We start from the raw sequence: 26,720 nt of genomic DNA, 5'->3' as shown, positions 1-26,720 counted from the left end.
CTGCATTCGCGCAGCGAATAGGCTGCGCAGCGATGCAAATATGCATCACAAGGGGGCGGGATGAATTGGGACGATGCACGGGTATTTCTCGCGGTTTGTCGCGAATCGACATTACGTGGCGCGGCGCGGGTTCTGGGAGTGGATCAGGCCACCGTCGGGCGGCGGATCACGGCGCTGGAAAAGTCCCTCGGCGCGACGCTGTTCTTGCGTACTTCTGAGGGTTACGCGCTGACGGCTGTTGGCGAGACAGCGCTCAAGAACGTAGCGAAAATGGAGCATTCGGCGCTGGAGCTGGAGCGGCAGATTCAGGGGCTGGATGATCGCCTGACCGGTAACGTGCGGGTCAGTAGCACCGACTCGCTGGCCATCGACTTTCTGATTCCGGCCATCGCCCGTCTGCACCAGCAGCATCCGGACGTACGCGTGCAACTTGATGCCTCGACGCAGATCCTCAGCCTGGCCAAGCGCGAGGCGGACATCGCCGTGCGTAATACCCGACCTGACAATCCGGACCTGATCGCACGGCGGATTGCCCGATGGCCGGTGGGGTTGTTCGCTTCACAGGTCTATATCGATACGCATGGCGTTCCTGTTCCGGGCGCGGCTTTCGAGGGACATGACCTGGTGGTTTACCAGCCGTACCTGCAGAGCAACAAGGATATGACGCTGGTCTCCGAGCCCCTGCATCGCGGGCGTATCGTCGCCAGTCTCAGTTCCAGCCTGTTGGTGCGCCGCTCGATTGCGGCGGGCCTGGGTGTAGGAGAAATCCCGGTGTACATGGGCGAACGCGATGGTTTGGTCAGACTCTGGCCAGAGCGTCATCGTCCGCAGCCGTATGAAGTGTGGCTGGTGACCCATGCGGATTTACGCCACACCGCAAGGGTGCGGGCGGTGATCGAGCAGATTGTCGAAGGGTTTGCGCTGGAGAATGGGTGAGTGTCTGGCGTGCTTTGGAGAGGCTACGTTGCCTGACGAAACAACCTACAACTCAGGCAGAATCTGCTGGCTTGCGGGCTTGGTTGATGGGCTCTATTGTGGCTGCAACTCACCGCGATAGAAATCACGTTTGTGAGTGATAAACCAGGGACGGGTATCGGTAACCAAGGAAGGGGATCGGATTGAAAGCCAGTGAGTTACATCAATATCCAGTCAGTGAGACATCGAGCGAAGGTCGGAATACTCAAGTCATGAGCACGGTAAGCCGCGAAGAATTCAATGCCAGGATCGAGACCATTGAAACCAGAATGGATGCTCGAATCGACGGTGTACGCGCAGAAATTCGCGAGTTCCTTGCGATTCAGAGCGAGCGGGACAAGGCGCGAGATCAGGCTCAAATTGAACGAGACAAGACGCAAGTTGAAAGAGACAAGACTCAAGTTGAAAGAGACAAGCGTTACGACCTGATTTCGCAGGATATGCGAAAAATTTCCCGGGGAGCTGAGGAAGCCGCGAGGCAAGCGTCTACCGTCAAGGCTAATGTTTGGGCAGCCACTGTCGTCCAGTTGCTTGGAATCGTTGCCATCGTCGCAGGGGCCTATTACGCGAACCAAGCCAACATGTATGTCGCGATACAAACCACCCTGGCTGCGGTTCAAGCGGGCAAGGATATGCACGCACCGTCACCGCTGGCATTACCCTCACTTACACCACCGCCATAAAAACGGCCTTCATGAGAAGGCCGTTTTTTTGTGGTCGTCAAGCAACCTCATGGCATCTGCGGCAACTCCTGCGGCCGCAAGTCAAACACCAGCACCTCGGCATCCACGCCATTACTCAACGTCAGCGCCTGTTCTTCGCGAACCCGCACGCCGTCACCTTCCTGCAATCGCTGGCCGTTCAGTTCCACACTGCCGCGCGCCACATGCACGTAGGCGTAACGATTGACGGGCAGTTCCAGCGTAGCGCTCTCTTTGCCATCGAACAGTCCGGCAAACACTCGCGCATCCTGGCGTACTTTCAGCGAACCGTTGCTGCCGTCAGGCGAAATGATCAATTGCAACTGACCGCGTTTTTTCTGGGTGCTGAAGTGCTCCTGCTGATAGCGCGGTTTGGCGCCGCTGACGTCCGGCACGATCCAGATTTGCAGGAAATGCACAGGTTTGTTGGCCGAATGGTTGAACTCACTGTGCGCCACACCACTGCCGGCGCTCATCAGTTGTACGTCGCCTGGGCGGATCACGGAACCGGTGCCCAAGGTGTCTTTATGTTCCAGCGCGCCTTCGAGCACGTAGGAAAAGATCTCCATGTCGCGATGCGGATGCTGGCCGAAACCTTTGCCAGCGGCAACGCGGTCATCGTTGATGACCAGCAGGTCGGAAAAGCCTTGCTCCCGCGGATCGCGATAGCTGGCGAAGGAAAAGGTGTGGAACGACTTCAACCAGCCATGATTGGCGAGGCCACGGTCGGAGGCTTTGCGAAGAGTCAGCATGATGAAATCTCCTGGCGGGACGTGAATTCGTCCGAGTGAGGAGAAGCTTACTGTTAACCGTTTGAAGCAATAAGTAGATGGAAATTGAAACACTGTCGCGATCAGGTTGACAGTTATGCTCGCCAGTTCACGCATTCTTTTCCAACGTTCAGAGCGCGCTTCGCCATAATGCTCATCCTGACTTTTGCGTTTATTCTTTTTTGATCAGTGATGTAAAACCATGAAAACCGTGGCAATGGTGTTGTTCCCCGACTTTCTGCTGCTCGATATGGCCGGCCCGATGGAAGTGTTTTCGGTTGCCAATCGTTTCCTGGAAGCAGAATCACATTATCAATTGATCACCCTTGGAACCGAGCGCGGCCCGCTGCGCGCCTCCAATGGCGTATGCGTGCACGCTGACCTGCCTATCGGTGACAACGACGAGTGCTATGACTTGCTGCTGGTGCCGGGTGGCCCGGGGGCCTACAACGAAAAATTCCCGACGCTGTTCGCCTGGTTACCCGGGGCCGTACGGCGGGCCGAACGTTTCGGCTCGATCTGCACCGGCGCTTTCGTGCTGGGCCACGCCGGATTGCTCGACGGGTACCGCGTGACGACGCACTGGAACTATACCGAACGCTTGATCAAGGGATTCCCGAAAGCCAATGTGACGACCGATCAGATTTACGTCGAAGACCGCAATCTGATTACCTCGGGCGGCGTCACGGCGGGTATCGATCTGGCGTTGGCCGTGGTCGCCCGGGATCATGGCAAGAAAATCGCTCAGGACGTGGCCAAAGTGTTGCTGGTGGTGATGAAGCGCCAGGGCGGCCAAGCCCAGTTCAGCCCGTTGATGGCTGCTGTCGCTCCGCAGGAAACCCCCGTCACCCGGGCTCAGCACTATGTGCTGGAACATCTCGACGAAGCGTTTACCGTCGAGCGCATGGCCGGGCTGGCGAACATGAGTGCGCGGCATTTCGCCAGGGTGTTCGTCCGTGACGTCAACATGACGCCGATGGAGTTCCTGCAAAGTGCGCGCATCGACTGTGCACGTAATTTGCTCGAAACCAGCGATCTGCCGCTGAAAACCGTGGCCTATAAAAGCGGCTTCGGCAGCGTGCGGCACATGCGTTCGCTGTTTGCTGAAAAGCTCGGCCTGACGCCTGCGCAGTACCGCGAACAGTTCAGCTAGAGCGGTTCTGTCCGTCCAGGGCACCCGGATGTCCGTGCGACGTCCTGTGTGGCGGTTGTGCCGTCATCTGAGGCTGCCAAGATAGTTGCCATGGACAATTTCAACGATATGAACACGGCGGCGGTGCTGCGTTTCGGCCCTTACGCGTTTCATTTGCGCCAGCGGCTGATCCTCGACGGGGATCGGCCACTGCGCATGGGCGGTCGCGCGCTGGACATTCTTCAGTTGCTGGTCGAGCGGGCGGGTCGGGTGGTCAGCAAGGAGCAGTTGATTGCTCGGATCTGGCCAACGTCGGTGGTCGAAGAGATCAACTTACGCGTGCACATTGCTGCCCTGCGGCGGGCGTTGGGCGATGGTCAGGATGGTCAGCGTTATATCGGCACTGTGCCGCAACGCGGGTACAGCTTTATCGCCCCGGTGCATTACGACAGCGTGCCGCAAGCAGTCTTCGAAAGGCTGCAACCATCGCAGCACAACTTGCCCGCGCGACTGACCCCGGTCACCGGCCGCGATGCGCTGGTTGGCGGCATGGTGCGGCGCCTGCCGCTGTGTCGACTGATGACTGTCACCGGGCCTGCCGGTGTCGGCAAGACCACCGTGGCGCTACGCGTGGCGGAGTTACTGCTGCAACATTTTCGTGATGGCGTGTGGTTGGTCGATCTGACGCAGATCGATGTCGAAATCCCTTTGCTGGAACACCTGCTGCACACCCTCGATTGCGATTTCGCCACGCTGCGCGTGCGTCATGCATTGCTGGTGCTGGACAATTGCGAACACCGGCGCGAGGCCTGCAAGGCAATGGTCGAGACGCTGCTGGACGCCGCGCCGCAATTGACGATTCTCGCAACCAGCCGTGAGGCCTTGCAGGCTCACATGGAAACCCTCCAGCCTTTGCAGCCGCTGACATTCCCTAACAGTTCGGCAGTCGATTGTGTCGCGCAGGCCATGGGCTATCCGGCGGTGCAGCTATTTGTCAGCCGTGCCCGGGCTCGACAGCACGATTTCAATTTGCGCGAACAGGATTTACCCGCCGTACGCGAAATCTGTCGTCAGCTCGATGGCCTGCCGTTGGCGATCGAGTTGGCGGCGGCGCAGATCGACGCACTGGCGTTGGTCGGATTGCACGCGCAGTTGGTCAACGGCCTGCAATTGCTCAACCACGGCCGGCGCACGGCGGTGTCTCGTCATCAATCCATGCAGGCCGCACTCGACTGGAGTTATCAACACTTGAACGCGCAGGAACAGCGCGTGCTGCAACGCTTATCGGTGTTCAAATTGGCGTTTACTCTGGAGGCGGCGCAAGGCGTGATTAGCTGCCCGCAACTGGCTGCGTCGCAGCTGGCGGCGATCATCGAACGGTTGGCGCACACGTCATTGCTGGCGGTGGAGCAGGGCGCTGGCGCGCGCAGATACCGGATGCTCAATACCACTCGGCGTTATGCCCGCGAGCAACTTGAGCGCAGTGGTGAAAGTATTGAACTGGAGCGTCGACATGCGCGCTTTATCAGTCGTGTGCGTCATGCGTCAGGCGAGCACGGGATCGCGCAACTCGTCGAGTAACTGGCGCACTGTCCGCAGGTCTGGCGTGGCGTAGCCTTCGGTGAAACGTTGATGGATCGGCGTCAGCAGATCCAGCGCTTCGCGATGACGGGACTGACGTTGCCAGAGCTGGGCGAGCGAGGTGGCGCTGCGCAGTTCCCAGGCCAGGGCACCTTGGGTGCGGGCGATGGACAGGGCTTGTTGCAGGATGGCTTCGGCTTCCTGAGCCTTCGCGGTGACTGGGCTGGCCTCTTCGCGAGCAAGCTCGCTCCCACAGTGGTTTTGTGTTGAACGCAAACTCTGCGTACACCCCAAATCCCTGTGGGAGCGAGCTTGCTCGCGAAGGCGTCCGTCCTGAAAACCTGAGTCTTCAACCATTAACGCATTCGCCCGAGCCCGCAAAATCTCCGCCGTACTCCACCCCGCATCACCGGCCAGCGCCCGCGTCAGCAAATCATCATCAACAAATCGCTCATCCAGCGTCACCATGATTTCCCGCACCAGCCCGCTGCCATCCGCCGGCAAGGGCATAGTGGTTTCAGCGTCGATCACCTGTGCGTAGTGCAGCGCCCAGCGATAAAACAACAGCACCGAATGCTTCTGCGATTGCTCAAGCAACAGATGCAACAGTGCCCGGGCGTTCTGCTTGTCGCCGTTGTAATGGGCGATCAGGCAACTGGCCAGTGCCAGGGTGTAGCAGATCGAGGTGCCGTGGTTAATCTGCACGGCAATGTCCAGTGCCTGTCGCGCCGTGCGCCACGCTTGCTCGGGAAATCCTTGCAGCCACAGCACCCGGGCGAGCACCGTCAGCGAGGCGACGCTTTGGTCATACTGCACGCCAAAACCGTGGGTAAAGCGGTTGAGATGACCGCTGTGCGCCATGCGTTCGATCACTTGCTCGGCATGAATGCGCGCCTGTGGCTGGTCGCCAGCGTAATGCAGGGCCAACACCCGCAAGCGGTGCGTGCTCAGCGATAGCAACGGGTCGCCGTGCAGGCCGAGGCGGTCGAACTGTTCGCTCTGCTCCAGCGCCATCCGGTAGCGCCCCCAACTGAGGTTGACCGCCAGATGCCCGGATATTGCGCGCAATTGGCCGGCGATATCAGCATGTGTCTGGGCCAGTTCGCGGGCGTCGACAAAAGCCCCGATAGTCTCCGGGGTCGCGCCCCAGGTGTGATAGCAGGCACTGCCCAAGGCCAGTTTCAGGGCGATTTTCAGATGCGGGCAGGGGGCGCCAAGTTCGTCCAGCAGGCGCAACGCCCGCCGCACGTATTCGCCGTACTCCGTGAGTAGCGACAGCTCCTGCCACAGCGGCGCCGAGGCTGCGGTCAGCTGAATGGCCAGATCATCCGGCCCGCCCCTGTTCAGGCTCCACTCCAGCGCCGCCCGCAAATCCTCCAGCCCCCGGGCATAGCGCTCGATCCACACCGAAGTGGGGGTGTTTTCCCAGTGCGCTTGCGCCTGGTGCATCAGGGTCAGGCAGCGTTCGGCGTGGCGCTGACGAGTCTCATCGAGTTCAGCCGCGACATCGAGTTTTTCCAGGGCATAGCGGCGTGTCGTATCGAGCAGGCGATAGAACACCTCTTCATCACCCACCTCGACACTGAGCAAGGATTTGGCCACCAGTTGTGTGATCGAGGCGAACACCGCAGCGGGATCGATCTGCTGCCCGACGATCACGGCCGCTGCCGACTCTAGGGTGAAACCGCCGCGAAACACACCGAGTCGGCGCAAGCAGGTTTGCTCGCAGCGATCGAGCAGGTTGAAACTCCAGTCCAGCGTGGCACGCAACGTCAGGTGGCGCTCGGCGCTACTCTGGTCGCTCGCCGCCAAGGGAGGCAAACGCCCCTGCAACTGCGCCAGCAAGCCGTCCAGCCCCAGTTCGGCGACTTGTGCCGCCGCCAGTTCCAGCGCCAGTGGAATACCGTCCAGTCGGTGGCAAATCTCGATGGCTTGCGGCAACTGGGCATCGCTCAATTCGAAGCTGTCCTGCGCCGCCATCGCCCGCTCGACAAACAGCTGCAACGCGGAAAAACCCAGTGCCTGGGCCCGGTCCAGTTCGACAGGCAACGGCGGGTAATCGAGGGTTTCCAGACGTTGCACAAATTCGCCTTCCGCTCGCAGGCTTTCGCGACTGGTGGCAAGAATATGCACCTGCGCAGCGCCGCGCAGAATGCTTTCACTGAGCGCTGCAACGGCGTCGATCAGGTGCTCGCAGTTGTCGAGCACCAGCAGCATCTGGCGCTGGCGCAAGCCATTGACCAGACACCTCAGCGGATCGCCGTCGAGCAGCGACAGCTCGAGCAAGCCTGCCAGGTGCGAGCAAATCAGCTGTGGGTCATTGAGCGGCGCCAGATCCACCAGTCGAATACCGTCGCGATAATGCCCGATCAATTGTTCAGCCACGCGCAAGGCTACCGTGGTTTTACCGATCCCACCGGGGCCGACCAGGGTAATGCAGCGCCGACGTGGCAGCTGCGCCATCAACCGGTCGACCAGCGGCTGACGGCCAATCATCCGCGTGCGCCGCAGGGGCAGATTGTGCCGACTGTCGGCATCGCCCGTCGGTCGCTGCTCGATAGACTCGTGCAGGATCGGCGCAACAAAACTGTACCCGCGTTGCGCCACGGTGACGATATAGCGCTGGCCAGCCTGACCGTCGCCCAATGCCTTGCGCAGCGCTGCCATGTGCACCCGCAGGTTGATGTCTTCGACGACGCTGTCCGGCCAGACGGCGGCCATCAATTGCTGCTTGCTCACCACCTCGCCGGCGTGGCCCAGCAGAGTCAGGAGAATGTCCATCGCTCGCCGACCCAGTCGCAACGGCTGATCGCCCTCAAGCACCAGCCGTTGCCCGGGATGAATCCGATAGGGGCCGAAACCGAGGGCCTGATTCGGGAAAAGACTCAACAGCTCACTCCTGGGGTGCTGCGGCGGACAGAGCGAAACAGCGCCGGGCGCAAGCGCAGGCCGTCTATTTCGGGGTGTCCGGGCATAATCCTCAGGTTTTGCGATCAGTGCAACGGGTGACGCAAGGGTAAAGGTCAAAACATGGCAGAGGGCGAGCGTTGTCTTTTGGGTTCACCCATGACCTGGCAGCGCCAGGCGAACGGGTTGATGCCTTCGCTGCGGGTGAACATATGGCAGAAATGCGCCTGATCGCAGAAACCGCATTCCAGGCTGATTTGCGTCAGGCTCAGGCCGGTGTGCTGGATCAGCAGTTTGGCGCGGGCGATCCGTTGGGTGCGGATCCAGTCTTGCGGGGAGAGCCCGGTGCTGCACTTGAATGCCCGGGAGAAGTGGCTGCGTGACAGTGAACAGGCGTGGGCCAGTTCGGTGACCTCCAGGCTTTCGCCGAGGCGTTCGAGGATGAGTTGTTTGACGCGTCGTTCGCGTTGCGGGCTGAGTCCGCCGATCCCGCTTTTGCGCGGTTCGCAGGCAGGGGCGAGGGCGACGGTGGGGTGTAATTGAGCCATGGCCAATGTCCGTGTCGGTGGGGAAGGCACGGTCAGCGCTCTCCCTCAATCAAAAAAACAACGCTGCGCAGAGGCATTCATTGTTGAGTGGGGCGCCGTGACTGACGAGTTAATCGTTGTTAATTTCGCGCTGGCGCGGCGTGTACAGCGCCATTGATCGGGTAAAGTGCGCAGCACTTGCGTGTGGCTGGCCATAAAAGGAAACCGAGCCGATGAACCGTAACGATCTGCGTCGCGTCGACATGAACCTGTTGGTGATTTTCGAAGCGCTGATGTTCGAAAAGAACCTGACCCGCGTCGCCGAAAAACTGTTCATGGGCCAACCGGCGGTGAGTGCGGCGCTCGGGCGTCTGCGTGACCTGTTCGATGATCCGTTGCTGCTGCGCAACGGTCGCGGCATGGAACCGACCGCTCGCGCCCTGGCGATCCTCAAGGAACTGCAACCGGCGATGGATGTGATTTCCGGGGCCGTCAGTCGCGCCAAAGAGTTCGAACCGTCGAGCAGTTGCGACGTGTTCCGTATCGGTCTGTCGGACGATGCCGAGTTCGGTCTGTTTCCACCGCTGTTGCGCCAGTTGCAGCAAGAGGCGCCGGGCATTGTCGTGGTGGTGCGGCGTGCCAACTACTTGCTGATGCCGGCATTGCTGGCTTCTGGGGAAATCTCGGTCGGCGTCAGCTACACCACGGATCTGCCCGCCAACGCCAAACGCAAGAAACTGCGCGACATTCCCTGCAAAGTCCTGCGTGGCGATACCCGCGAGGGGCCGCTGACGCTGGATGAGTATTGCGAGCGTCCTCACGCAATGGTGTCGTTCTCGGGCGACTTGAGCGGCAACATCGACCTCGACCTGGCCAAGCTTGGCCGTTCGCGCCGCGTGGTTCTTGGGGTGCCGCAATTCAGCGGCTTGCGTGCCTTGCTCGCTGGCACCGAAATGATCGCCACCGTGCCAGATTACGCCGCGTGTGCGCTGGTCGAAGGCTGTGGCCTGCGCGCCGAAGACCCGCCGTTCCCGATTGATGCCGCGCAATTGTCGATGGCCTGGAGCGGCGTGCACGACAACGATCCGGCCGAGAGATGGCTCAGGGCGCAGATCAGCCAGTTCATGTCGGCAGCGCTGGATATCCCCCCGGTCTAACGTTGCGACAAACGTCGCAATTCACACAAAACCCTGTGGGAGCGAGCTTGCTCGCGAAGGCGTCCGTCCAGCCGCGATCATCGCTGAATGACACACCGCATTCGCGAGCAAGCTCGCTTCCACAGGGATCCTCGGTGCCCTTGATGGTTAACTCGAACGACCAACTGAGCACACCTGTTCAATTTCCCCCCGCCCGGCATCGGCATTATTCAGGCCAATGACATTTCAAGGGTCGGGTCATGAACGCTTCACAATGCGATGAACGGTCGGGCGACGTCGGTTTGCTGTTCCTGCGGGTCAGCGGCGGGTTGTTTCTGCTTTGCGTGCACGGCATGCCCAAGTTGCTCGACTACACGGCGCAACTGCAACTGATCGAAGACCCGTTCCACCTCGGCGCCCACCTCACGTTGATCCTGGCGATCTTCGCCGAAGTCCTCTGTCCGCTACTGGTCGTCGCCGGAGTGCTGGCGCGATTGGCCTGCTTGCCTATTCTCTTTGTGCTGCTGGTGGCGTTACTGCTCGTGCATCCGCAATGGACTGTGGCCGAAGGGCAGTTCGGCTGGCTGCTGTTAATCCTCTTTACCACTGTATTCATCGCCGGGCCCGGACGGCTGGCGCTCAATACGCGTCTGCCCGGAGTGCTGCGTTATGCCTGAAGTCCTGAGTCCAACAGCACCGGGGGCCGGTGAGACCGTCACGCTGATCGTCAAGCACCGGGTCAAGGCCGGGTTTGAAAAGCCCTATGAAGCCTGGCTGCGCAATATTGTCCGAGTGGCGGGGCTGCGCGAAGGGCATCTGGGCGTTGACGTTGTGCGCGGCAAGCTGGCGGGACTCGACGCGTACACCTGCGTTTTGCGTTTTAGTTCGACTGAAGCCATGCAGTTGTGGCTGGAGTCGCCACAGCGCCAGGCGCTGGTCGACGAAGCCGCGCCAATGCTGGCCGATGGCGACCAGACAGAAGTCGCCCCGATCAACGAATTCTGGTTCGCCCCATTGGCCGATGCCGCCTCGCCGCCGCCGCGCTGGAAGCAGGCGGTGATCACGCTGTTGGTGATTCTGCCGCACACCCTGTTGGTGCCACTGATCTGGGGGCCGCTGCTCAAGCTGCATCCCGTACTTTCCAACTACGTGGTTGCCACGTTCCTGATCACCCTGACCATCGTGCTGTCGGTGGTGTACGTATTCATGCCCCGCGTGACCCGTTTGTTCGCGCCCTGGCTGGAAGCCAGTCAGGCCCACGCCCACGTCGAACCCACAGAACACCCGTCACGCTGAAGCCCATTCATTTTTTGTCGAAGGAACTGCGATGAGCGCCGATCTGATTCTGTTCAATGGCCAATTTCATACCGTAGACCGCACTAAGCCGCTGGCCAGCGCGGTGGCGATCAAGGACGGCCGTTTCGTGGTCGTTGGTAACGACACGCAAGCCATGGCACTGCGCGGTCCGGCCACACAAGTGGTCGACATGCAGGGTCGCTGCGTCATCCCCGGTCTTAACGACTCTCACTTGCACCTGATTCGTGGTGGTCTGAACTACAACCTCGAACTGCGCTGGGAAGGCGTGCCATCGTTGGCCGATGCGTTGCGCATGCTCAAGGAGCAAGCCGACCGCACGCCGACCCCGCAATGGGTACGCGTGGTGGGGGGCTGGAATGAATTCCAGTTCGCCGAAAAACGCATGCCGACTCTCGAAGAGATCAACCAGGCTGCACCGGACACCCCGGTATTCATTCTGCATTTGTACGACCGCGCGCTGCTCAACCGCGCCGCATTGCGCGTGGCCGGCTACACCCGCGACACGCCGAACCCGCCGGGCGGTGAGATCGTCCGCGATGCCAACGGCAACCCGACCGGCATGCTGGTGGCGAAGCCGAACGCGATGATTCTGTACTCCACGCTGGCGAAGGGGCCGAAGCTGCCGCTGGAATATCAGGTCAACTCGACGCGTCAGTTCATGCGCGAGCTCAATCGCCTCGGCCTGACCAGTGCGATCGATGCCGGCGGCGGTTTCCAGAATTATCCGGACGATTATCAGGTGATCGAACAACTGGCCAAGGATGACCAGTTGACCGTGCGCATCGCCTACAACCTGTTCACCCAAAAGCCGAAAGAAGAGCTGACCGATTTCCAGAACTGGACCGGCAGCGTGAAATTGCATCAGGGTGACGACTTCCTGCGGCACAACGGCGCCGGCGAAATGCTGGTGTTCTCGGCCGCGGACTTCGAAGACTTCCTCGAGCCGCGCCCGGACCTGCCGCAGACCATGGAGCAGGAATTGGAGCCGGTGGTGCGCCACTTGGTCGAGCAGCGCTGGCCATTCCGTCTGCACGCCACGTACAACGAATCGATCAGCCGCATGCTCGACGTGTTCGAGAAGGTCAACCGTGACATTCCGTTCAACGGTTTGCCGTGGTTCTTCGACCATGCGGAAACCATCACCCCGCAGAACATCGAACGGGTCAAAGCGCTGGGCGGCGGTATCGCGATTCAGGATCGCATGGCGTTCCAGGGCGAGTATTTCGTCGACCGTTACGGTGCAAAAGCCGCCGAAGCCACGCCACCCATCAAGCGCATGCTTGCCGAAGGCGTACCGGTCGGCGCTGGCACAGACGCCACGCGGGTGTCCAGTTATAACCCGTGGACCTCGCTGTACTGGATGGTCAGCGGTCGCACCGTCGGCGGGCTGGCACTCTACGAAGAAGGTTTGCCACGCACCACCGCGCTGGAATTGTTCACCCACGGCAGCGCCTGGTTCTCTTCCGAACAGGGCAAGAAAGGGCAGATCAAGGTCGGGCAACTGGCGGATCTGGCGGCGCTGAGTGCGGACTTCTTCCACGTCGAGGAAGAAGCGATCAAGTGGATCGAATCGGTACTGACCGTGGTCGGCGGCAAGATTGTCTACGCCGCCGGCGACTTCCAGGACCTCGGGCCGGCCAGCGTGCCGGTGCTGCCGGACTGGTCGCCGGTGGTCAAAGTCCCGGGCCACTGGCGGCCCAACTCACCGTTGCAGGCGCAAGTGCACCAGTGCAGCGGCCCCTGTGGCGTGCACTCGCACAGCCATGAAAAAGCGCGTTTGTCGAATGCGCCGGTCAGTGACTTCGCCGGTTTCTGGGGCGCGTTCGGTTGTTCCTGCTTCGCCTTCTGATCTCTTTCAAATGCGTCGGCCACGCGGTCGGCGCTTCACGCAACATCCATCCGTCCATCAAGGAGTTTCCCCATGAGCGTTCCTTACACACGTTTGAACAAAGACGATGCGGTTGTGCTGTTGGTCGATCATCAGACCGGCCTGATCTCGCTGGTGCAGGATTTCTCGCCGAACGAGTTCAAGAACAACGTGCTGGCGCTGGGCGACATCGCCAAGTTCTTCAAACTGCCGACCATCCTCACCACCAGTTTCGACGCCGGCCCCAACGGCCCGATCGTGCCTGAGCTGCTGGAGCAATTTCCGGACGCGCCGTTCATTCAACGTCCAGGCCAGATCAATGCCTGGGACAACGAAGACTTCGTCAAGGCGATCAAGGCAACGGGTCGCAAGCAATTGATCATCGCCGGTGTGGTGACTGACGTGTGCGTGGCATTCCCGACGCTGTCGGCGATTGCTGAAGGTTTTGAAGTGTTCGTGGTGACCGACTCTTCCGGCACCTTCAATACCACCGTGCAGCAAGCGGCTTGGGCGCGGATGTCGGCGGCCGGTGCACAACTGATGAACTGGTTCTCGGTAGCGTGCGAGTTGCAGGGTGACTGGCGCAACGACATGGAAGGGCTGGCGCATCTGCTGTCGGAGCGCCTGCCTAACTACCGCAATTTGATCAACAGCTACACCAAGTTCACTGCCCAGTAATGAGTAGAGCTGAAAAGCCCCTCACCCTAACCCTCTCCCGGAGGGAGAGGGGACTGACCGAGGTGCATTTTCGAGTTGTGCCGACCTGAGCTATCGAGTCGAACTCAGGTCTTGAAAAGCGTGAAGATCGGCTCCCTTTCCCCCTCGCCCCCCCTGGGGGAGAGGGCTGGGGTGAGGGGGTGAGATGTTCAGCTGGAAAAACCATTGCGAGCTGCGCACATCACCGCTTCTGCAACCACCCCAAAAACCCACCTTTCCTCACCGCCACCGGTTTGGCCATCAACGCGAGGCGACTGTTCTGCTGCCGCACCGCCTGCAACTTGTTCAACGCCCGACCGACCTCAGTGCGCTGCTCCATGCATTCGCGCGTGAGGGTCTTGTCGAGACGGTAGATGATCGAAGACGTCAGCGCCGTAAACGTCGCCTGCGACGGTGTGTCCGCCAGAATGCTTTGCTCACCCATGACCTCGCTCGGCCCCATGCGTCCGGCCTCGGTTTGCCCATCGCCATCCGGCACCGTCGCACTGACCACGCCCGTAGCAATCACAAACAGACTGTCCGGCACTTCATTCAGATCCAGCACGACCTGGCCGGCGCTGTACTGCTGCGCGACCATCGATGCTGCCAGTCGGTCGCGTTCATCAGGACTCAGCGAACGGAAGATCTTCACTTCATCGAGCAATGCGCGGGAGCGGGTCGTCGGCTCGATCACGCCGTCCGGGTGCCGCGAAATCCCGGCAGCCTCAAGATGCCGATGAGCCAGGTCGAACAGTTGATTGCGCACTTCGCTTTTCTTGCCCAGCTCGGCGATAAAACCACTGGCCACGTATTCGGACATTTCCTCACCGGCCTCTTTCAACACCACTTTCGGCGCCGGCGACAACAGCAGGCTGCTGCTGCCTTGCAGCGTGCGGTCGAGGGCATCGAGTACGCGGCGCGGGCGGATGTGGTTGGGCACTTTGATGCTGATCGACACGCCGTGCATGTTGTCCGGGCGACTGAGGTTGACGATCTTGGCCTTGGCCGCCACCGAGTTCGGCACCACGGCCATGGTGCCGGCACTGGTCAGCAAGTGTGTGGCGCGCCAGTCGATATCGAGCACCTTGCCTTCGACGCCATCGATCATCACGAAGTCGTCGACTTGATAGGGCTTTGTGGTGTTGAGCACGATCCCGCTGAACACATCAGCCAAGGTGCTTTGCAGCGCCAGACCGACGACGATGGCGACCACGCCGGACGTGGCGAGCAAGCCTTTGACCGGCAACTCCAGCACGTAACCCGCCGCTGCGACAATCGCGACCAGAAACACCAGCGCACCGATCACGTCCTGCAACAAGCGACCGCTGTGGCCGATGCGGCGCATCAGCACCAGGCCGATCACCTCCGTCAGCACTCGCGCCGCGTACAGCCACCAGAGGATGCCCAATGCCGTCGCCCCGAGCTGCGCCACCCGGTCATCGACGAACAGCGGCGCCTGCAAAGGGCTGACACCGGCATTGATGACCAGCGCGCTAAACCCCAGAAACAGCGCCAGCCGCACCCCGACCCGTGGCGCACGATGGGTAAATGGCGTGAAGTGCCACAACACCGCGTCAGCCACCAGCAGCAGAGCACTCCAGGACAACAGGTGGGCGAAGAAAAAACTCATGAAGTGCACTCCGATGGGCACAAAAAAACTCGCCACACCCAGAGGTGTGGCGAGGGCCTGGACTCAGTTTAGATGCGTCTTGAGTTCAGCCGCCGCCTGACGCACCGCGGCCTTCACCTCAGGAATCTGACTCAGCGGGTTGAGCAAACCGAAGTCATGAATCATCCCGTTGTAGCGCACCGACGTCACCGGCACACCGGCAGCATCCAGATGCCGTGCATAACCTTCGCCTTCGTCACGCAGCACGTCGAACTCGGCAGTCTGCACCAGTGCGGCAGGCAGGCCTTTGAGCTGTTCGGCGCTGGCGTTGAGCGGCGAGGCATGGATCTGCGCGCGCTCGGCCGGGTTAGTGGTGTAGTTGTCCCAGAACCACTGCATCATGCCTTTGGTGAGGAAGTGGCCCTCGGCAAATTGCTGGTACGAGCCGTCGTCGAATTGCGCGTTGGTCACCGGCCACATCAACAACTGAAAGCGCAGGGCCGGGGTTTTCTGTTCCTTGGCCATCAACGCGACGACCGCCGCCATGTTGCCGCCGACGCTGTTGCCGGCGACTGCCAGACGCTTGCCGTCGACGTTGATGTCCTTGCCGTGCTCGGCCACCCATTTTGTGGCGGCGTAAGCCTGGTTGATCGCGGTCGGGTACTGCGCTTCTGGCGACGGCGTGTAATCGACGTACACCGCTACCGCGCCGGAACCCACCACCAGATCACGGATCAGGCGTTGGTGAGTCGGGTAATCCCCCAGCACCCAGCCGCCACCGTGAAAGAACATGAACACCGGCAGGTCACCTTTGACCTTGGCCGGACGCACCACCTTCAGGTTGATGGTCTGGCCGTCGACCTTGATCGCCTTGTCGCTGACTTCAACACCGGACAGGTCCACTTTTACCGAGGCCTGGGCGCCGGTCAGTACTGCGCGGGCGTCCTTCGGGCTGAGCTGCTCCAGTGGTTTGCCACCACCGGCGGCAAGGGCGTTGAGGAAGGCTTGGGTGTTGTGCTCGACAGCGCTGGTCTCGGCGGCGAAAGCGTTGCCGATGGACAGGGCGAGGAGGGTAGCGGTCAGCGTCTTTTTAATGATCATGTTCAATTCCTTTTTCAAGTGTGTTCGCGGTTGGCTTGTGGGTTGGTTTCAACACCGTGAACACAGATTAATCGGGTGCCGTGAAGTGAAAAAGCGGCTATAAAGCGTTTAACTGTCCACCAGAGAGTGACAATGAACCCGTTCGAAGACATGCGTATTTTTTGCCAGGTCATGGACTCCGGCAGTTTCACCGCGGCGGCCGATCAATTGGGCCTGTCCAAGCAGTTCGTCAGCCGCCGACTGATGCAACTCGAAGAACGCCTCGGCGTGCGTTTGCTCAATCGCTCGACCCGGCGCCTCGACGTTACGCCGCTGGGCCAGAGCTATTACGAATCGGCGCTGCGCCTGCTCGGCGAAGTCGAACAGGTCGAACAAGGCATCGCCGGGCAGACCGCCGAGCCTCGCGGCACGATCCGTCTGAGCGCGCCATTGTCGTTTGCCGTGGCCCACCTCGGTTGTCTGCTGCCGGTGTTTTTACAGCGCTACCGCGAGGTTACGGTGGAAGTGGATTTGAGCGACCGCCCGGTGGATCTGCTCGGCGAAGGTTACGACCTGGCGCTGCGCATCGGTGTGCTGGAAGACTCGACGCTGATCGCTCGACGCATCGCCAGCATTGAGCGGGTGTACTGCGCCAGCCCTGCGTACCTGGCCGAACGCGGCACGCCGGTCACACCGGAAGATCTGCTCGGGCATGACTGCTTGCCGTATGGCCATGGGCGTTCAGTGCAGTGGCGGTTCAACGCGGGACAGGGCAAACCGCTGCTGGTGAATGTCACCGGGCGCATGCGCGTCAACAATGGTGAGTTGCTCAGGGATGCGGCGGTGCAGGGGATGGGGATTACCTATCTGCCGACGTTTATTGTTGGCGCGGCGTTGAAGGAGGGGCGATTGGTGCCGGTGCTGGATGACCTGCGGCCAGAGCCGCTGACCTTGTCGGCGGTATACCCACAGCACCGCCAGGCTTCACGGCCGGTGCAGGCGTTGGTCGAGTTTCTGCGGGAACGGTTGAATCAGAGCAACGTCGCCCTTTAAGCCGTATGCAAATCAACTGTAGGAGCTGCTGAAGGCAGCTCCTACAGGGATGGCGGTGTTTTCAGGATGGTTTAGTTAGTGCGTTTGTCATCGCCCGGTTCGCCACCGACATGCACGCCGCGATCGTCGCCTGGTTCGCCCGCTGCATGCACGCCGCGATCGTCACCGACTTCGCCGGCGCGGTGCACACCATGATCGTCGCCTGGCTCCGAGTGGGTGCCGCTGCGTCCCGAGGAGGATGCGGAACCGCCGGAGTGTCCGGCGCCCTGACCACCGCTGCCACTGTGACCGCCGCCGTCGCCATGGCCGCTGCCTCCACCGCCACCACCATTGCCGCCGCCTCCACTGCCGCCATGTCCACCGCCGTTCCCACCGCCACTCCCGCCACTTCCGCCACCACCGCTCCCGCCATGGCCGCCGCCCCCACTTCCGCCACCACCGCTTCCTCCATGGCCTCCGCCACCGCCTCCACTACCACCGCCGCCACTCCCTCCGTCCTTCGCCTGAACACTGGAAATTCCCGACAGACTGTCTGGAATCATTACGGTAGACGCCGACAGAACTGCGCCGATGGCCATTGCGAGCATGAGCTTTTTAATGTGCATGTCGTTCTCCGTCTTGTTGTCTGGGGTGGGAACGTGAATGTGCGTTGTTGCGATTGATCCGACCGGTTCCCGCGGTCAGTGAATACTCGAAGCCAGTTCGAAAATCGGGATGTACATCAGGATCACGATCACCCCGATCAGCAGGCCGATGAACGTCATCAACAGCGGTTCGAACAACCTCACGAACCATTCGATCCAGCGGCTGATTTCTTCGTCGTAGAAGTCGGCGCTACGCTCCATCATTTGCCCGAGGTTGCCGGATTGTTCACCGGCGCGCAGCAGGCGTAGCGACACCGGCGTCACCAGGCGGTTGAGTTCCAGCGCGGTGGACAGCGACTGTCCCTCGCGCACGCGTTCGCACGCCTGATCGAGCCGCGCCCGTGACGCTACAGTGAGCAGGCCGCGCACCATGCCCATAGCGGTCACCAGTGGAATCCCGCCTTGCAGCAGAATCCCCAGCGAACGGTAAAAACGCGCCAGTTCATACATGAAAATCCGTTGGTGCACGGCGGGCAGCTTCTCCACCAGCCGATCCAGCCCACGGCGAAACGCCGGTTGTTTCTGCACCACGGCGAGGGCGACGACGATCGCCGCCAACCCGCCGAAAAACGCTAGTTGATGCGCGTGCAGAAACAGGCCGCCGCTCATCAGAATCTGCGACAGCCACGGCAGGTTCGAGCCCAGTCCTTCGAACACCAGACTGAAGCGCGGCACCACGTAGCCCATCAAAAACAACACCACGCCACCGCCGACCACCAGCAACAGCAACGGGTAGATTGAAGCGCTGACGATCTTCTGCCGCACCTCGTCCATACGTTGGCGGTAACTGACGTAACGGCCCAACGCCTCGCCGACCGCGCCGGTCTTCTCGCTGGACTGCACCAGCGCCACGTACAGCGGTGGAAACACTGCCGACAACTGACCGAGGGCCTGCGAGAAGGATTTGCCTTCGTACAGCAGGCGCACCAGTTCACTCAGGGTTTTGCGCGCAGCGGGGGCGGTTTCTTTTTCGGCGAGGCTTTCCAGCGCATCGATCAACGGCAGACCGGCATTGAGCAGGGTGGTCAGCTCCTGGCTGAACAGCACCAGATTGAACGTTTCGCGCTGACGCAGGCGCAACGAGCGCCAGTGTTTTTCGGCATGCAGGCTGAGCACGCGCAAGCCCTGATCCTCGGCAATGTGCCGCGCTTCGCTATGCCCCGGCGCCTCGATACTCAAGGAGACCACGCCCGCCTTGCCGACGGCTTTCAGATGAAATCGCATGGGCTGCGCTCCACTCACTGCCAATTGGTCACTTCGGCGTTTTCGCCTTCACCGCCGGGTTGGCCGTCCTTGCCCATCGACAGCAAGTCGTACTCGCTGTTTTCGCCGGGGTAGCGGTAGGCGTAGCTGCGGCCCCAGGGATCCTGCGGAAGTTTTTTCTGCAAGTACGGGCCCGTCCATTTAGCCTCATCACTCGGCGCAGCCACCAAGGCCTGCAAGCCTTGTTCGGTGGACGGGTAGTGGCCAACTTCCAGGCGATACAGATCCAGCGCCTTGCTCAGGCCTTCGATCTGCGCCTTGGCCACTTTCACTTCCGAGCGGCCAAGTTGAGCGAAGTATTTCGGCGCGACGATCCCGGCCAACAGGCCGAGCACCACCAGCACCACGAGCAATTCGAGCAGGGTGAAACCGCGTTGGGCACGCGGACGAACATGCAGCTTCATGATGACCTCCCGTAAGTGGCAGTCGAGTCGCCTGAAGGGTCTATGCAATTGCCATGCTCAGCCTCGACAAACATTCGGTTGATGGGCGCAAGCCCTCGAATTACGGGCCTCTCACGACTCGGCACAGTGCTTGCGTATGGCTCAAACGTGATCGGCCATTGGGGCATTTCCCCCAATTTATCGGGGTCGGTCCGGGGAGGCCCGACATGAAATTTCTCACTGGCGGATTGCTCGGTTGTGTACTGCTGAGCGGTGCCGCGCAAGCCGATGTATTCATCTCCTTGGACGCCAAGGGCAGCTACGTTCTGTCCAATGTGCATCGTCCCGGGCGCACTTACGAACGGGTGATTCACGAGGCGCAAGCGCCGCTGGTCAGCCTCGATCAACAGCCGCAAATGATCGCCAACCAGCCTTACGCGGAGCTGGTCTCGGCGGCGGCCAAGGTCAATCAATTACCTGAAGCGCTGCTGCACGCGGTGATCAACGCCGAGTCGCGTTACAACCCCGGCGCCACCTCACCCAAAGGCGCGGGCGGGCTCATGCAATTGATGCCCGCCACCGCGCGGGAAATGGGCGTGACCGACGTCTACGACCCCAAGGCCAACATCCAGGGCGGGGCCAAATACCTCAAGCACCTGATGACCCTGTTCGACAACGACATCACCCTCGCCGTGGCGGCTTACAACGCCGGGCCTGATGCAGTGCTCAGCCGTGGCCGGGTGATCCCGCCGTTCGCCGAAACCCAGCGTTACGTGCCCAGCGTTTTGCGCCAGTACCGGCGCTTGCAAGGGCTGGCAGTGGACGCGCCGTTGTAAAGGAAGTCCCCGGTTTGCCCCACTATCGGGGCAATGCCGGCAGGCGCGAAAAGTGGGGAATCGGGTGGGGAATATCCCCCGGGCTCTTAAATGGTTTGAGTAGCTCATTGAAAAACAACGGATTTTTTTGTGGCACGCGGATTGCTCAAACGGTTTTGTCGAGAATCGTTCCCTGCGAGTATCCCTGTCGAGGTTTCTGATCATGGCCGGCCTTCATCCCGCTCCGTCCCTCATCAAACTGCTGCTGTTGCTGGCCCCGATGCTCAGCGTCGACGTGGTCAGCGCGGCAGTGCGCTGCGAGCGCAACCTGGTGGCCAACGTCGTGGCGTTCGATCAGCCGCTGATGTTCAACCGCCTCGGCGCGCAGAACGCCAACGGCATGATGTACGCGCTGCGCCGCGACGTGGTCGATGACCACGACGTCTCGCTGGCCTTCGGCGGCGCGGCAGTGCCGGGCAAAGTCTCCTTGCGCGCCGACAAGCGTCCACGGCCACTGGTGTTGCGCGTAGCCGCCGGGGATTGCCTGACGATCAATCTGCAGAACCTGCTCGACTATCAGGCCAACCCGAACAAGCACTTCGAAGACGAGGGCGAGGAGGGTGTGCAGAACGCCAATGCCGGCGAACAGTTCAAGGTCGATGAGCAGGTCGCCGACCGCCACGTCGGGTTCCAGGTCAACGGCCTGCAAGCGGTCAACAGCATCGACGACATTTCTTCGTACACCGGCCGCAACGCCAATAGCCTGGTGGTGCCGGGTGCCAGCCGTTCCTATACGTTGTATGCCGAACGTGAAGGCGCGTTTGCCGTCAGCAGCCGTGGCGCCACCTTCGGTGGTGAGGGCGCGGCGGGTAACGTTGCCAATGGCCTGTTCGGTCAAGTGGTCGTGGTGCCGAAGGGCGGCCGCACTTACCGCAACACGCTGACTGAAGAAGAAATGCGTCTGGCGACGTCGGGGCGCACGCCGGCCGGTCATCCGATCGTCGATTACCAGGCGCGCTACCCGCAGCGCGATCCGTGGCTGCGCGAAGGCAAGGCCGGCACACCGATCATCAATATGGTCGATGGCAACGAAATCATCTCCAGCGAAAGCGATGCCATCGTGATGGGCAGCAACGCTGACGGCAGCTTTCCAGCCAGCACCTATCCGCTGGAGTCGGTGGGCAAACGCAATCCGGCGATCCCCAATCGGCTGGAGCCGTTCCGCGATTTCGCCTCGCAGTTCCAGGACGAAACGGCGGCGACTCAAGCCTTTCCTGCCTACTGGGCCGACCCGGTGATGGCGCATGTGCTGGAGCCGACCCGCGACGCATTCATGATCAACTACGGCTCCGGCGGCATGGGCGCGGAAGTGGTCGCCAACCGGTTGGGCGTGGGACCGATGCACGACTGCCTGTCCTGCGCCTACGAAGAATTCTTCCTCAGCTCGCACACCGTCGGTGACGTGGCGATGCTGGTCGACGTACCGGCCAACGCCGGGCTTGAGAACATCGCGCCGGGGCAGATCCCGCGCGCCGATCAGATTGGCGTCAAGGCAACCATGGCGCTGTATCCGTCCGAACCGTCCAACGTCAACCACAGCTACATCGGTGACTTCGTCAAATTCCGCAACACCCATAACGGTCACGAACAGCACATCTTCCACCTGCATGGCCATCAGTGGCTGTTCAATCCCAATGACGACAATTCCGATTACGTCGACGCCCAAGGCATCGGCCCGGGCGCCGGTTACACCTATGAAATCGCCAACGGCGGTTCGGGCAATCGCAATCGGGTAGCCGGTGACGCGATCTATCACTGCCACTTCTACCCGCATTTTGCCCAGGGCATGTGGGCCATGTGGCGCGTGCACGACGTCTTCGAAGAAGGCACTCGCCTGGAAGTCTCGCAGCAAAGTGAAGACGGCTACCACAGCGAACCGTTCGCCTTGCGCAGCGGCAAACCGGCAGCGGGTGCACGCGCCTTGCCGGACGGTGAAATCATTGCCGGCACGCCGATCCCGGCCATTGTGCCGCTGCCCGGCAAAGCCATGGCGCCGATGCCCGGCAAGGTGGTGGTGGTGCCGAAAATCGGCGAAACCCTGGTTGCCGGCAACGACGGTGACGAAGAAGAGACCGATGACGACGGTGAACATCTCGGCGGCAACGCGTCTGGGGCAGCCATCGGTTCGCTGGCGCTGGTGGATCGCAGCGAAGCCAACCGCAACGCTGACGGCACATTGAAAAACCCTGGCTACCCATTCTGGATTGGCGGCATGGAAAGTTCGGTCGGCCAACGCCCACCCACTCCACCGCTGGACATGCTCGACGCCGCCACCGCACAAGCACTCAAGGCCAGCGGCAAAGCGCTGTGGGCCAACCTCGACCCTGCGCAATCGGGCGGCTGGGATGGCGGATTGCAGCGCCATACGCTCGACGGCGTGGCTGCCGGTGGCGAGGCGAACACCGTGACCACCTCGCTGGATTTCTCCAAGGAAGTCACCCGCGCCAAGCCGATTTATCTGCCGGAGGAAGGCACCGAAGTCGAGCAATCGGCGATGGCCTTCCACGCGAAAAAAGATCACCCAAGCTTTGCTTTGCTGCCCGGCAACCAGGTGGTGGCCAAGGCCTTTCGTACCAACGGCGCCTTGCCGATGGCGGGCGCGCCGTACTACGAACCGTGCATGGATGATCGGGCCAAACGCCTGACCAGCAGCGCCGGCACCGGTGAATTCAACAGCGGCGAACGCATCGACGGCATGTCCTTCACCGGCGCGTCGACCTTCACCGCCGACCGCCCGCGCCTCTACAAAGCGGCAAACATTCAATTCGACGCGGTGTACAACAAGGTTGGCTATCACTTCCCGCAGGCGCGCATTCTGGCGCTGTGGGAAGACGCCTGGCCGGTGATCACCAAGCAGCGTCCGCCAGAGCCACTGGTGATGCGCATGAACACCTTCGACTGCGTGCAATACCAGCAAACCAACCTGGTGCCGGCCACTTATGAGATGGACGACTATCAGGTGCGCACGCCAACCGACGTGATCGGCCAGCACATTCACCTGCCCAAATGGGACCTGACCTCGGCCGACGGCTCGTCCAATGGCTGGAACTACGAAGACGGCGTGCTCTCGCCGGGTGCCGTGCAGGAGCGCATTCTGGCGATCCGCGAGTTCAACCAGTGCGAAGGCACCGACCCGCGCGATGGCACCCAGGCGTGCCCGAAAGCCAAGGCGCACCCGTTCTTCGGTCAGTACGGACGCAGCGACTGGATGGGCGCGCGCACGGCGATGCAGCGCTGGTTCGTCGACCCGGTGGTCAATGCCAAAGGTGTTGACCGCGGCCTCGGCACCATCTTCACCCACGACCACCTCGGCCCATCGACGCACCAACAGATCGGGCTGTACGCCACCGTGCTCGCGGAACCTGCAGGTTCCACCTGGTTCCACGCCGAAACCGGCGAGCCTCTGTACAGCGGCGCGCGTCAGGATGGCGGGCCGACTTCGTGGCAAGCGGTGATCAACACCGGCGACCTCGACGGTGACGGCAAGAACGACAGCTTCCGCGAGTTCTTCCTCGAATACAGCGACTTCCAGCACGCCTATGAAGCCGGCGTGTATGTAGGCGCCGGGCCGAACGGCGTGCCCAACCCGCAAAGCTTCCCGGCCACGCCTGACAGCTTCCGCTACGCGATCAATCCGCCGGTGCGCAACAACGCCAGCACTTTGCTCGACGGCATCGTGGAAGTGCAGGGCGGTCAGCTCCCAGGCTGCCCGAGCCGGCCGTGCCCGCAGGCAATCTCGGTGGATGACCCAGGCATGTTCGTCGTCAACTATCGCAACGAGCCGCTGGCCCTGCGCGTCTACGACCCGAACAAACTCGGCCCGGACGGCAAACGCGGCATGCAGGCTGACGGCCTCGGCGGCGATCTTTCGTTCGCCATGCACAGCCGCACCGATCGCGCTATCCCGGCGATGAACCTGGCGCCGAACCTGATCACCTCCGCCACCGGCCCAACCGGCGGCACCACGCTGTTCCCGCCGCACATCAACAAGGGCGGCGCTGAACCTGGCGATCCGTTCACACCGATGCTGCGCACTTACACCGGCGACAACGTGCGGCTGCGGGTGCATGCCGGCGGCCACGAAGAGGAGCACAACGTCACCCTGCACGGCGTGAAGTGGCTGCAAAGCGGTTCCGGCTTCGGCAACAGCTCCAACTCGGGCTGGCGTGCCTCGCAGATGATCGGGATCTCCGAGCAGATGGGCTTCATCGCGCCCGTGTCGATGCTGTCCAGTTCGGCGGCGACCACCGGGGATTATCTGTACTCGATGGACGCCTCGATCGAAGGCTATTGGAGCGGCATCTGGGGCGTGATGCGCAACTACACTGCCCAGCGCAGTGACCTGTTCGCGTTGTCGAACAACGCTAAACCGACGGGGATGCGTAACACTGTGGCGTTCGACGGCAGTTGCCCACGGATCAGCGCCAACCCCAACGGCATCGGCACCCGGCCGACCGTGCAGCGCAACTATGAAGTAGTCGCGGCTCTCGCCAACGACATCCTGGGCAACTCGCTGGGCCTGACCATCGGCGACCCGGACGGTCTCGGTCAGCATGTCGGCGGGCCATTGAATCCGGCGGGCGGCACCCTGGTCCTGAACTCGCGCACCGTGAGCATTCCACAGGTCACGGTGACCGATCCGGAGGATGGCGAAACCATCACCATCGGCGGCCAGAGCGGGCCGTTGCATGATCCGACCGCGATTCTGTATGTGCGCAAATCCGACCTCGACGCGAGCACCGGCAAGCTCAAACCCGGTATCCCGGTCGAACCGCTGGTGCTGCGCGCCGCCGCCGGTGACTGCATCAACATCACCCTGGAAAACCGTCTGCCGAGCATGATGCCCGACCTGACCCAGACCGCGGTGATGCAAGGCATGGTCAAACGCGACCGCAACAGCGGCCTCGGCTCGACCACCTTCAGCAACAACCTGATGCGGCCGTCCAGCCATGTGGGTCTGCATGCGCAACTGCTGGCCTATGACATCACCAAATCCGACGGCGTCAATGTCGGCGCCAACCCGATCCAGACCGTGCCACCGAGAGCAGGCAGCAGCGGCGCGTACCCGACTCGCACTTATCAGTACTACGCCGGGCACCTGGAGCGTGAAGGCAAACCGGTGACGCAGTTGGGCCGCAGTGTCGACAACATCAACGCCACGGCCATCGAGTTTGGCGGTCTGAATATCACGCCGGCTGACGTGATCAAGCAGTCGCAAAAAGGCCTGGGCGGCGCGATGAGCATCCTGCCAATCGGCTCTACCTGGGTCGACGATGCGCGCAAGGCCAATGCCACCGTCACCGCGCCTGGGCAAACCGTCTACCGCGACTTTGCGATGGTCTGGCACAAGGCGTTGAACACTCGCTGGGCCAATGGCCGGCCGGTGGAAGGCATTGCCGCCGAGGGCTTCGGCGTGCCGACCGATCCGCAGGACAACTCGAGCATGGCCATCAACTACAAGACCGAGCCAATGTGGTATCGCTTCGGCCTCGCCCCGGATGCACCGTTCGGACATGCCGATGGTGCCGGTTATGGCGACATGCTCAACGCGCACATGGCCTACAGCAACGCGCTGGTCGGCGGTGATCCGCAAACACCGGTGCTTTACGCCAAACCGGGGCAACCGTTCCGTACGCACATTCTGATGCCAACCGGTGGCAGCCGCGGCAGCACCTTCCAGATGGATGGGCACGTGTGGTCGGTCAACCCGTTCCTGGCCGAGAAGAGCGATGTCGGCGGCTATCCGATGGGGACGCCGGGCGTGGGGTCGGTGCGGTTCGGTTACAACCCGATGTCGATGTACATCGGCGCCCGTGAGAGCGTGCTGCCGGCGGCGCACTTCAGCTCGATGATCCCGAGTGCCGGGGGCAGCAACGCGATACCGGGTGACTACCTGTTCCGCGACTACGGCGCCTTCGGCAATACCTCGGGCCTGTGGGGATTACTTCGGGTGACCAACGAGCCAGAACCGACACCGCCTGCGCAGTAGCTGGATGGTGAAGCAACTGACGCCTTCGCGAGCAAGCTCGCTCCCACAGGTTCAGTTGTTTGGCAGGAAAGTGCGGGATGGAGGCGATCCCTGTGGGTTGGCAGGAAAGTGCGGCATGGAGGCGATCCCTGTGGGAGCGAGCTTGCTCGCGAATGGGATCGACGCGGTTTAGGACGGTGAGGCAGAGGCCGCCATCGCTGGCAAGCCAGCTCCCA

The 26,720-nt window shown here is 61.6% G+C and carries 20 protein-coding genes and 1 pseudogene; 13 read left to right on the top strand and 8 right to left on the bottom strand.

The genetic code is table 11. From position 1 onward, the window contains the following. Positions 1–60 precede the first annotated feature (60 nt). Together AB4P91_RS22350 and AB4P91_RS22345 are read left to right on the top strand one after the other, a co-directional pair. Positions 61–936 carry a LysR family transcriptional regulator gene (locus AB4P91_RS22350; protein WP_150594801.1) on the top strand — a complete coding sequence of 292 codons (876 nt, stop codon included), beginning with the start codon at positions 61–63 and terminating at the stop codon, positions 934–936. Positions 937–1,187: 251 nt separating this feature from the next. After that, complete coding sequence (locus AB4P91_RS22345) at positions 1,188–1,658, top strand: hypothetical protein (RefSeq protein WP_395603706.1); 471 nt, start codon at positions 1,188–1,190, stop codon at positions 1,656–1,658. A gap of 47 nt (positions 1,659–1,705) precedes the next feature. Here AB4P91_RS22345 and AB4P91_RS22340 read toward each other — a convergent pair whose 3' ends face one another. After that, positions 1,706–2,428, bottom strand: a complete 723-nt coding sequence (locus AB4P91_RS22340; protein ID WP_395603705.1) for a pirin family protein — start codon at positions 2,426–2,428, stop codon at positions 1,706–1,708. Between the two features lie 220 nt (positions 2,429–2,648). On the opposite strand from AB4P91_RS22340, the gene AB4P91_RS22335 reads away from it, so the two are divergent. Both AB4P91_RS22335 and AB4P91_RS22330 read left to right on the top strand, forming a co-directional pair. Next, positions 2,649–3,599, top strand: a complete 951-nt coding sequence (locus AB4P91_RS22335) for a GlxA family transcriptional regulator (RefSeq protein WP_150597419.1) — start codon at positions 2,649–2,651, stop codon at positions 3,597–3,599. Between the two features lie 90 nt (positions 3,600–3,689). After that, on the top strand, positions 3,690–5,159 hold the full coding sequence (locus tag AB4P91_RS22330) for an ATP-binding protein (RefSeq protein WP_395603704.1): 1,470 nt from the start codon (positions 3,690–3,692) through the stop codon (positions 5,157–5,159). On the opposite strand, the gene AB4P91_RS22325 is transcribed toward AB4P91_RS22330, so the two are convergent. Continuing rightward, on the bottom strand, positions 5,124–8,048 hold the full coding sequence (locus AB4P91_RS22325; RefSeq protein ID WP_395603703.1) for an ATP-binding protein: 2,925 nt from the start codon (positions 8,046–8,048) through the stop codon (positions 5,124–5,126). The two genes, AB4P91_RS22330 and AB4P91_RS22325, sit on opposite strands and share 36 nt — an antisense overlap. A gap of 134 nt (positions 8,049–8,182) precedes the next feature. After that, entirely contained in the window at positions 8,183–8,614 is a 432-nt protein-coding gene (locus AB4P91_RS22320; protein ID WP_150594807.1) for a helix-turn-helix domain-containing protein, read from the bottom strand. A 212-nt stretch (positions 8,615–8,826) separates the two neighbouring features. Between AB4P91_RS22320 and AB4P91_RS22315 the strand changes: the two genes are divergently transcribed. The 6 genes and pseudogenes from AB4P91_RS22315 to ycaC all read left to right on the top strand — a co-directional run bounded on the left by AB4P91_RS22315 (position 8,827) and on the right by ycaC (position 13,591). Beyond that, the gene (locus tag AB4P91_RS22315) at positions 8,827–9,750 is read left to right on the top strand and encodes a LysR family transcriptional regulator (RefSeq protein WP_150594808.1); all 924 of its coding nucleotides are present in this window, start codon (positions 8,827–8,829) and stop codon (positions 9,748–9,750) included. Positions 9,751–9,752: 2 nt separating this feature from the next. Continuing rightward, positions 9,753–9,875, top strand: a pseudogene (locus AB4P91_RS22310) (metal ABC transporter ATP-binding protein); the annotation flags it as partial. 114 nt (positions 9,876–9,989) lie between these two features. Then, complete coding sequence (locus tag AB4P91_RS22305; RefSeq protein WP_150594809.1) at positions 9,990–10,406, top strand: DoxX family protein; 417 nt, start codon at positions 9,990–9,992, stop codon at positions 10,404–10,406. Continuing rightward, on the top strand, positions 10,399–11,025 hold the full coding sequence (locus tag AB4P91_RS22300) for an antibiotic biosynthesis monooxygenase (protein ID WP_395603702.1): 627 nt from the start codon (positions 10,399–10,401) through the stop codon (positions 11,023–11,025). Before AB4P91_RS22305 ends, AB4P91_RS22300 begins: the two co-directional genes overlap by 8 nt. A gap of 31 nt (positions 11,026–11,056) precedes the next feature. Continuing rightward, complete coding sequence (locus tag AB4P91_RS22295; protein WP_150597416.1) at positions 11,057–12,895, top strand: amidohydrolase; 1,839 nt, start codon at positions 11,057–11,059, stop codon at positions 12,893–12,895. A 72-nt stretch (positions 12,896–12,967) separates the two neighbouring features. Then, positions 12,968–13,591, top strand: a complete 624-nt coding sequence (ycaC, locus tag AB4P91_RS22290) for an isochorismate family cysteine hydrolase YcaC (protein ID WP_150594812.1) — start codon at positions 12,968–12,970, stop codon at positions 13,589–13,591. A gap of 220 nt (positions 13,592–13,811) precedes the next feature. On the opposite strand, the gene AB4P91_RS22285 is transcribed toward ycaC, so the two are convergent. Together AB4P91_RS22285 and AB4P91_RS22280 are read right to left on the bottom strand one after the other, a co-directional pair. Continuing rightward, complete coding sequence (locus AB4P91_RS22285) at positions 13,812–15,239, bottom strand: mechanosensitive ion channel domain-containing protein (protein WP_395603701.1); 1,428 nt, start codon at positions 15,237–15,239, stop codon at positions 13,812–13,814. 63 nt (positions 15,240–15,302) lie between these two features. Next, on the bottom strand, positions 15,303–16,319 hold the full coding sequence (locus AB4P91_RS22280; protein ID WP_150597414.1) for an alpha/beta hydrolase: 1,017 nt from the start codon (positions 16,317–16,319) through the stop codon (positions 15,303–15,305). A gap of 132 nt (positions 16,320–16,451) precedes the next feature. Between AB4P91_RS22280 and AB4P91_RS22275 the strand changes: the two genes are divergently transcribed. Continuing rightward, the gene (locus AB4P91_RS22275) at positions 16,452–17,351 is read left to right on the top strand and encodes a LysR family transcriptional regulator (RefSeq protein ID WP_150594815.1); all 900 of its coding nucleotides are present in this window, start codon (positions 16,452–16,454) and stop codon (positions 17,349–17,351) included. 71 nt (positions 17,352–17,422) lie between these two features. Here AB4P91_RS22275 and AB4P91_RS22270 read toward each other — a convergent pair whose 3' ends face one another. The 3 genes from AB4P91_RS22270 to gspG all read right to left on the bottom strand — a co-directional run bounded on the left by AB4P91_RS22270 (position 17,423) and on the right by gspG (position 19,662). Next, positions 17,423–17,956 (bottom strand): hypothetical protein, encoded by a 534-nt coding sequence (locus AB4P91_RS22270; protein ID WP_395603700.1) that lies wholly within the window; start codon positions 17,954–17,956, stop codon positions 17,423–17,425. Between the two features lie 75 nt (positions 17,957–18,031). After that, positions 18,032–19,219 (bottom strand): type II secretion system F family protein, encoded by a 1,188-nt coding sequence (locus AB4P91_RS22265; protein ID WP_150597412.1) that lies wholly within the window; start codon positions 19,217–19,219, stop codon positions 18,032–18,034. A gap of 14 nt (positions 19,220–19,233) precedes the next feature. Further along, on the bottom strand, positions 19,234–19,662 hold the full coding sequence (gene gspG, locus AB4P91_RS22260) for a type II secretion system major pseudopilin GspG (protein WP_150597411.1): 429 nt from the start codon (positions 19,660–19,662) through the stop codon (positions 19,234–19,236). Positions 19,663–19,868: 206 nt separating this feature from the next. Between gspG and AB4P91_RS22255 the strand changes: the two genes are divergently transcribed. Then, positions 19,869–20,477, top strand: coding sequence for a lytic transglycosylase domain-containing protein (locus AB4P91_RS22255; protein WP_395603699.1), 609 nt, complete (start codon positions 19,869–19,871; stop codon positions 20,475–20,477). A gap of 202 nt (positions 20,478–20,679) precedes the next feature. Continuing rightward, the gene (gene mnxG / locus AB4P91_RS22250) at positions 20,680–26,505 is read left to right on the top strand and encodes a manganese-oxidizing multicopper oxidase MnxG (RefSeq protein WP_395603698.1); all 5,826 of its coding nucleotides are present in this window, start codon (positions 20,680–20,682) and stop codon (positions 26,503–26,505) included. Positions 26,506–26,720: the final 215 nt, after the last annotated feature.

Origin of the sequence: Pseudomonas sp. B21128, from assembly GCF_044218865.1 — a bacterium.
Lineage (GTDB): Bacteria > Pseudomonadota > Gammaproteobacteria > Pseudomonadales > Pseudomonadaceae > Aquipseudomonas > Aquipseudomonas iridis.
The sequence above is the reverse complement of the archived record's forward strand: the minus strand, read 5'-3'. Positions and strand labels throughout refer to the sequence as shown.

Excerpts from the sequence above, each read along its gene's own strand:
- AB4P91_RS22265 (WP_150597412.1), bottom strand. The coding sequence starts at position 19,219 with ATGCGATTTCATCTGAAAGCCGTCGGCAAGGCGGGCGTGGTCTCCTTG.
- AB4P91_RS22335 (WP_150597419.1), top strand. The coding sequence starts at position 2,649 with ATGAAAACCGTGGCAATGGTGTTGTTCCCCGACTTTCTGCTGCTCGAT.
- AB4P91_RS22315 (WP_150594808.1), top strand. The coding sequence starts at position 8,827 with ATGAACCGTAACGATCTGCGTCGCGTCGACATGAACCTGTTGGTGATT.
- AB4P91_RS22270 (WP_395603700.1), bottom strand. The coding sequence starts at position 17,956 with ATGCACATTAAAAAGCTCATGCTCGCAATGGCCATCGGCGCAGTTCTG.
- AB4P91_RS22340 (WP_395603705.1), bottom strand. The coding sequence starts at position 2,428 with ATGCTGACTCTTCGCAAAGCCTCCGACCGTGGCCTCGCCAATCATGGC.
- AB4P91_RS22320 (WP_150594807.1), bottom strand. The coding sequence starts at position 8,614 with ATGGCTCAATTACACCCCACCGTCGCCCTCGCCCCTGCCTGCGAACCG.
- AB4P91_RS22275 (WP_150594815.1), top strand. The coding sequence starts at position 16,452 with ATGAACCCGTTCGAAGACATGCGTATTTTTTGCCAGGTCATGGACTCC.
- AB4P91_RS22295 (WP_150597416.1), top strand. The coding sequence starts at position 11,057 with ATGAGCGCCGATCTGATTCTGTTCAATGGCCAATTTCATACCGTAGAC.
- ycaC (WP_150594812.1), top strand. The coding sequence starts at position 12,968 with ATGAGCGTTCCTTACACACGTTTGAACAAAGACGATGCGGTTGTGCTG.
- mnxG (WP_395603698.1), top strand. The coding sequence starts at position 20,680 with ATGGCCGGCCTTCATCCCGCTCCGTCCCTCATCAAACTGCTGCTGTTG.
- AB4P91_RS22350 (WP_150594801.1), top strand. The coding sequence starts at position 61 with ATGAATTGGGACGATGCACGGGTATTTCTCGCGGTTTGTCGCGAATCG.
- AB4P91_RS22305 (WP_150594809.1), top strand. The coding sequence starts at position 9,990 with ATGAACGCTTCACAATGCGATGAACGGTCGGGCGACGTCGGTTTGCTG.
- AB4P91_RS22345 (WP_395603706.1), top strand. The coding sequence starts at position 1,188 with ATGAGCACGGTAAGCCGCGAAGAATTCAATGCCAGGATCGAGACCATT.
- AB4P91_RS22285 (WP_395603701.1), bottom strand. The coding sequence starts at position 15,239 with ATGAGTTTTTTCTTCGCCCACCTGTTGTCCTGGAGTGCTCTGCTGCTG.
- AB4P91_RS22280 (WP_150597414.1), bottom strand. The coding sequence starts at position 16,319 with ATGATCATTAAAAAGACGCTGACCGCTACCCTCCTCGCCCTGTCCATC.
- AB4P91_RS22330 (WP_395603704.1), top strand. The coding sequence starts at position 3,690 with ATGGACAATTTCAACGATATGAACACGGCGGCGGTGCTGCGTTTCGGC.
- gspG (WP_150597411.1), bottom strand. The coding sequence starts at position 19,662 with ATGAAGCTGCATGTTCGTCCGCGTGCCCAACGCGGTTTCACCCTGCTC.
- AB4P91_RS22300 (WP_395603702.1), top strand. The coding sequence starts at position 10,399 with ATGCCTGAAGTCCTGAGTCCAACAGCACCGGGGGCCGGTGAGACCGTC.
- AB4P91_RS22255 (WP_395603699.1), top strand. The coding sequence starts at position 19,869 with ATGAAATTTCTCACTGGCGGATTGCTCGGTTGTGTACTGCTGAGCGGT.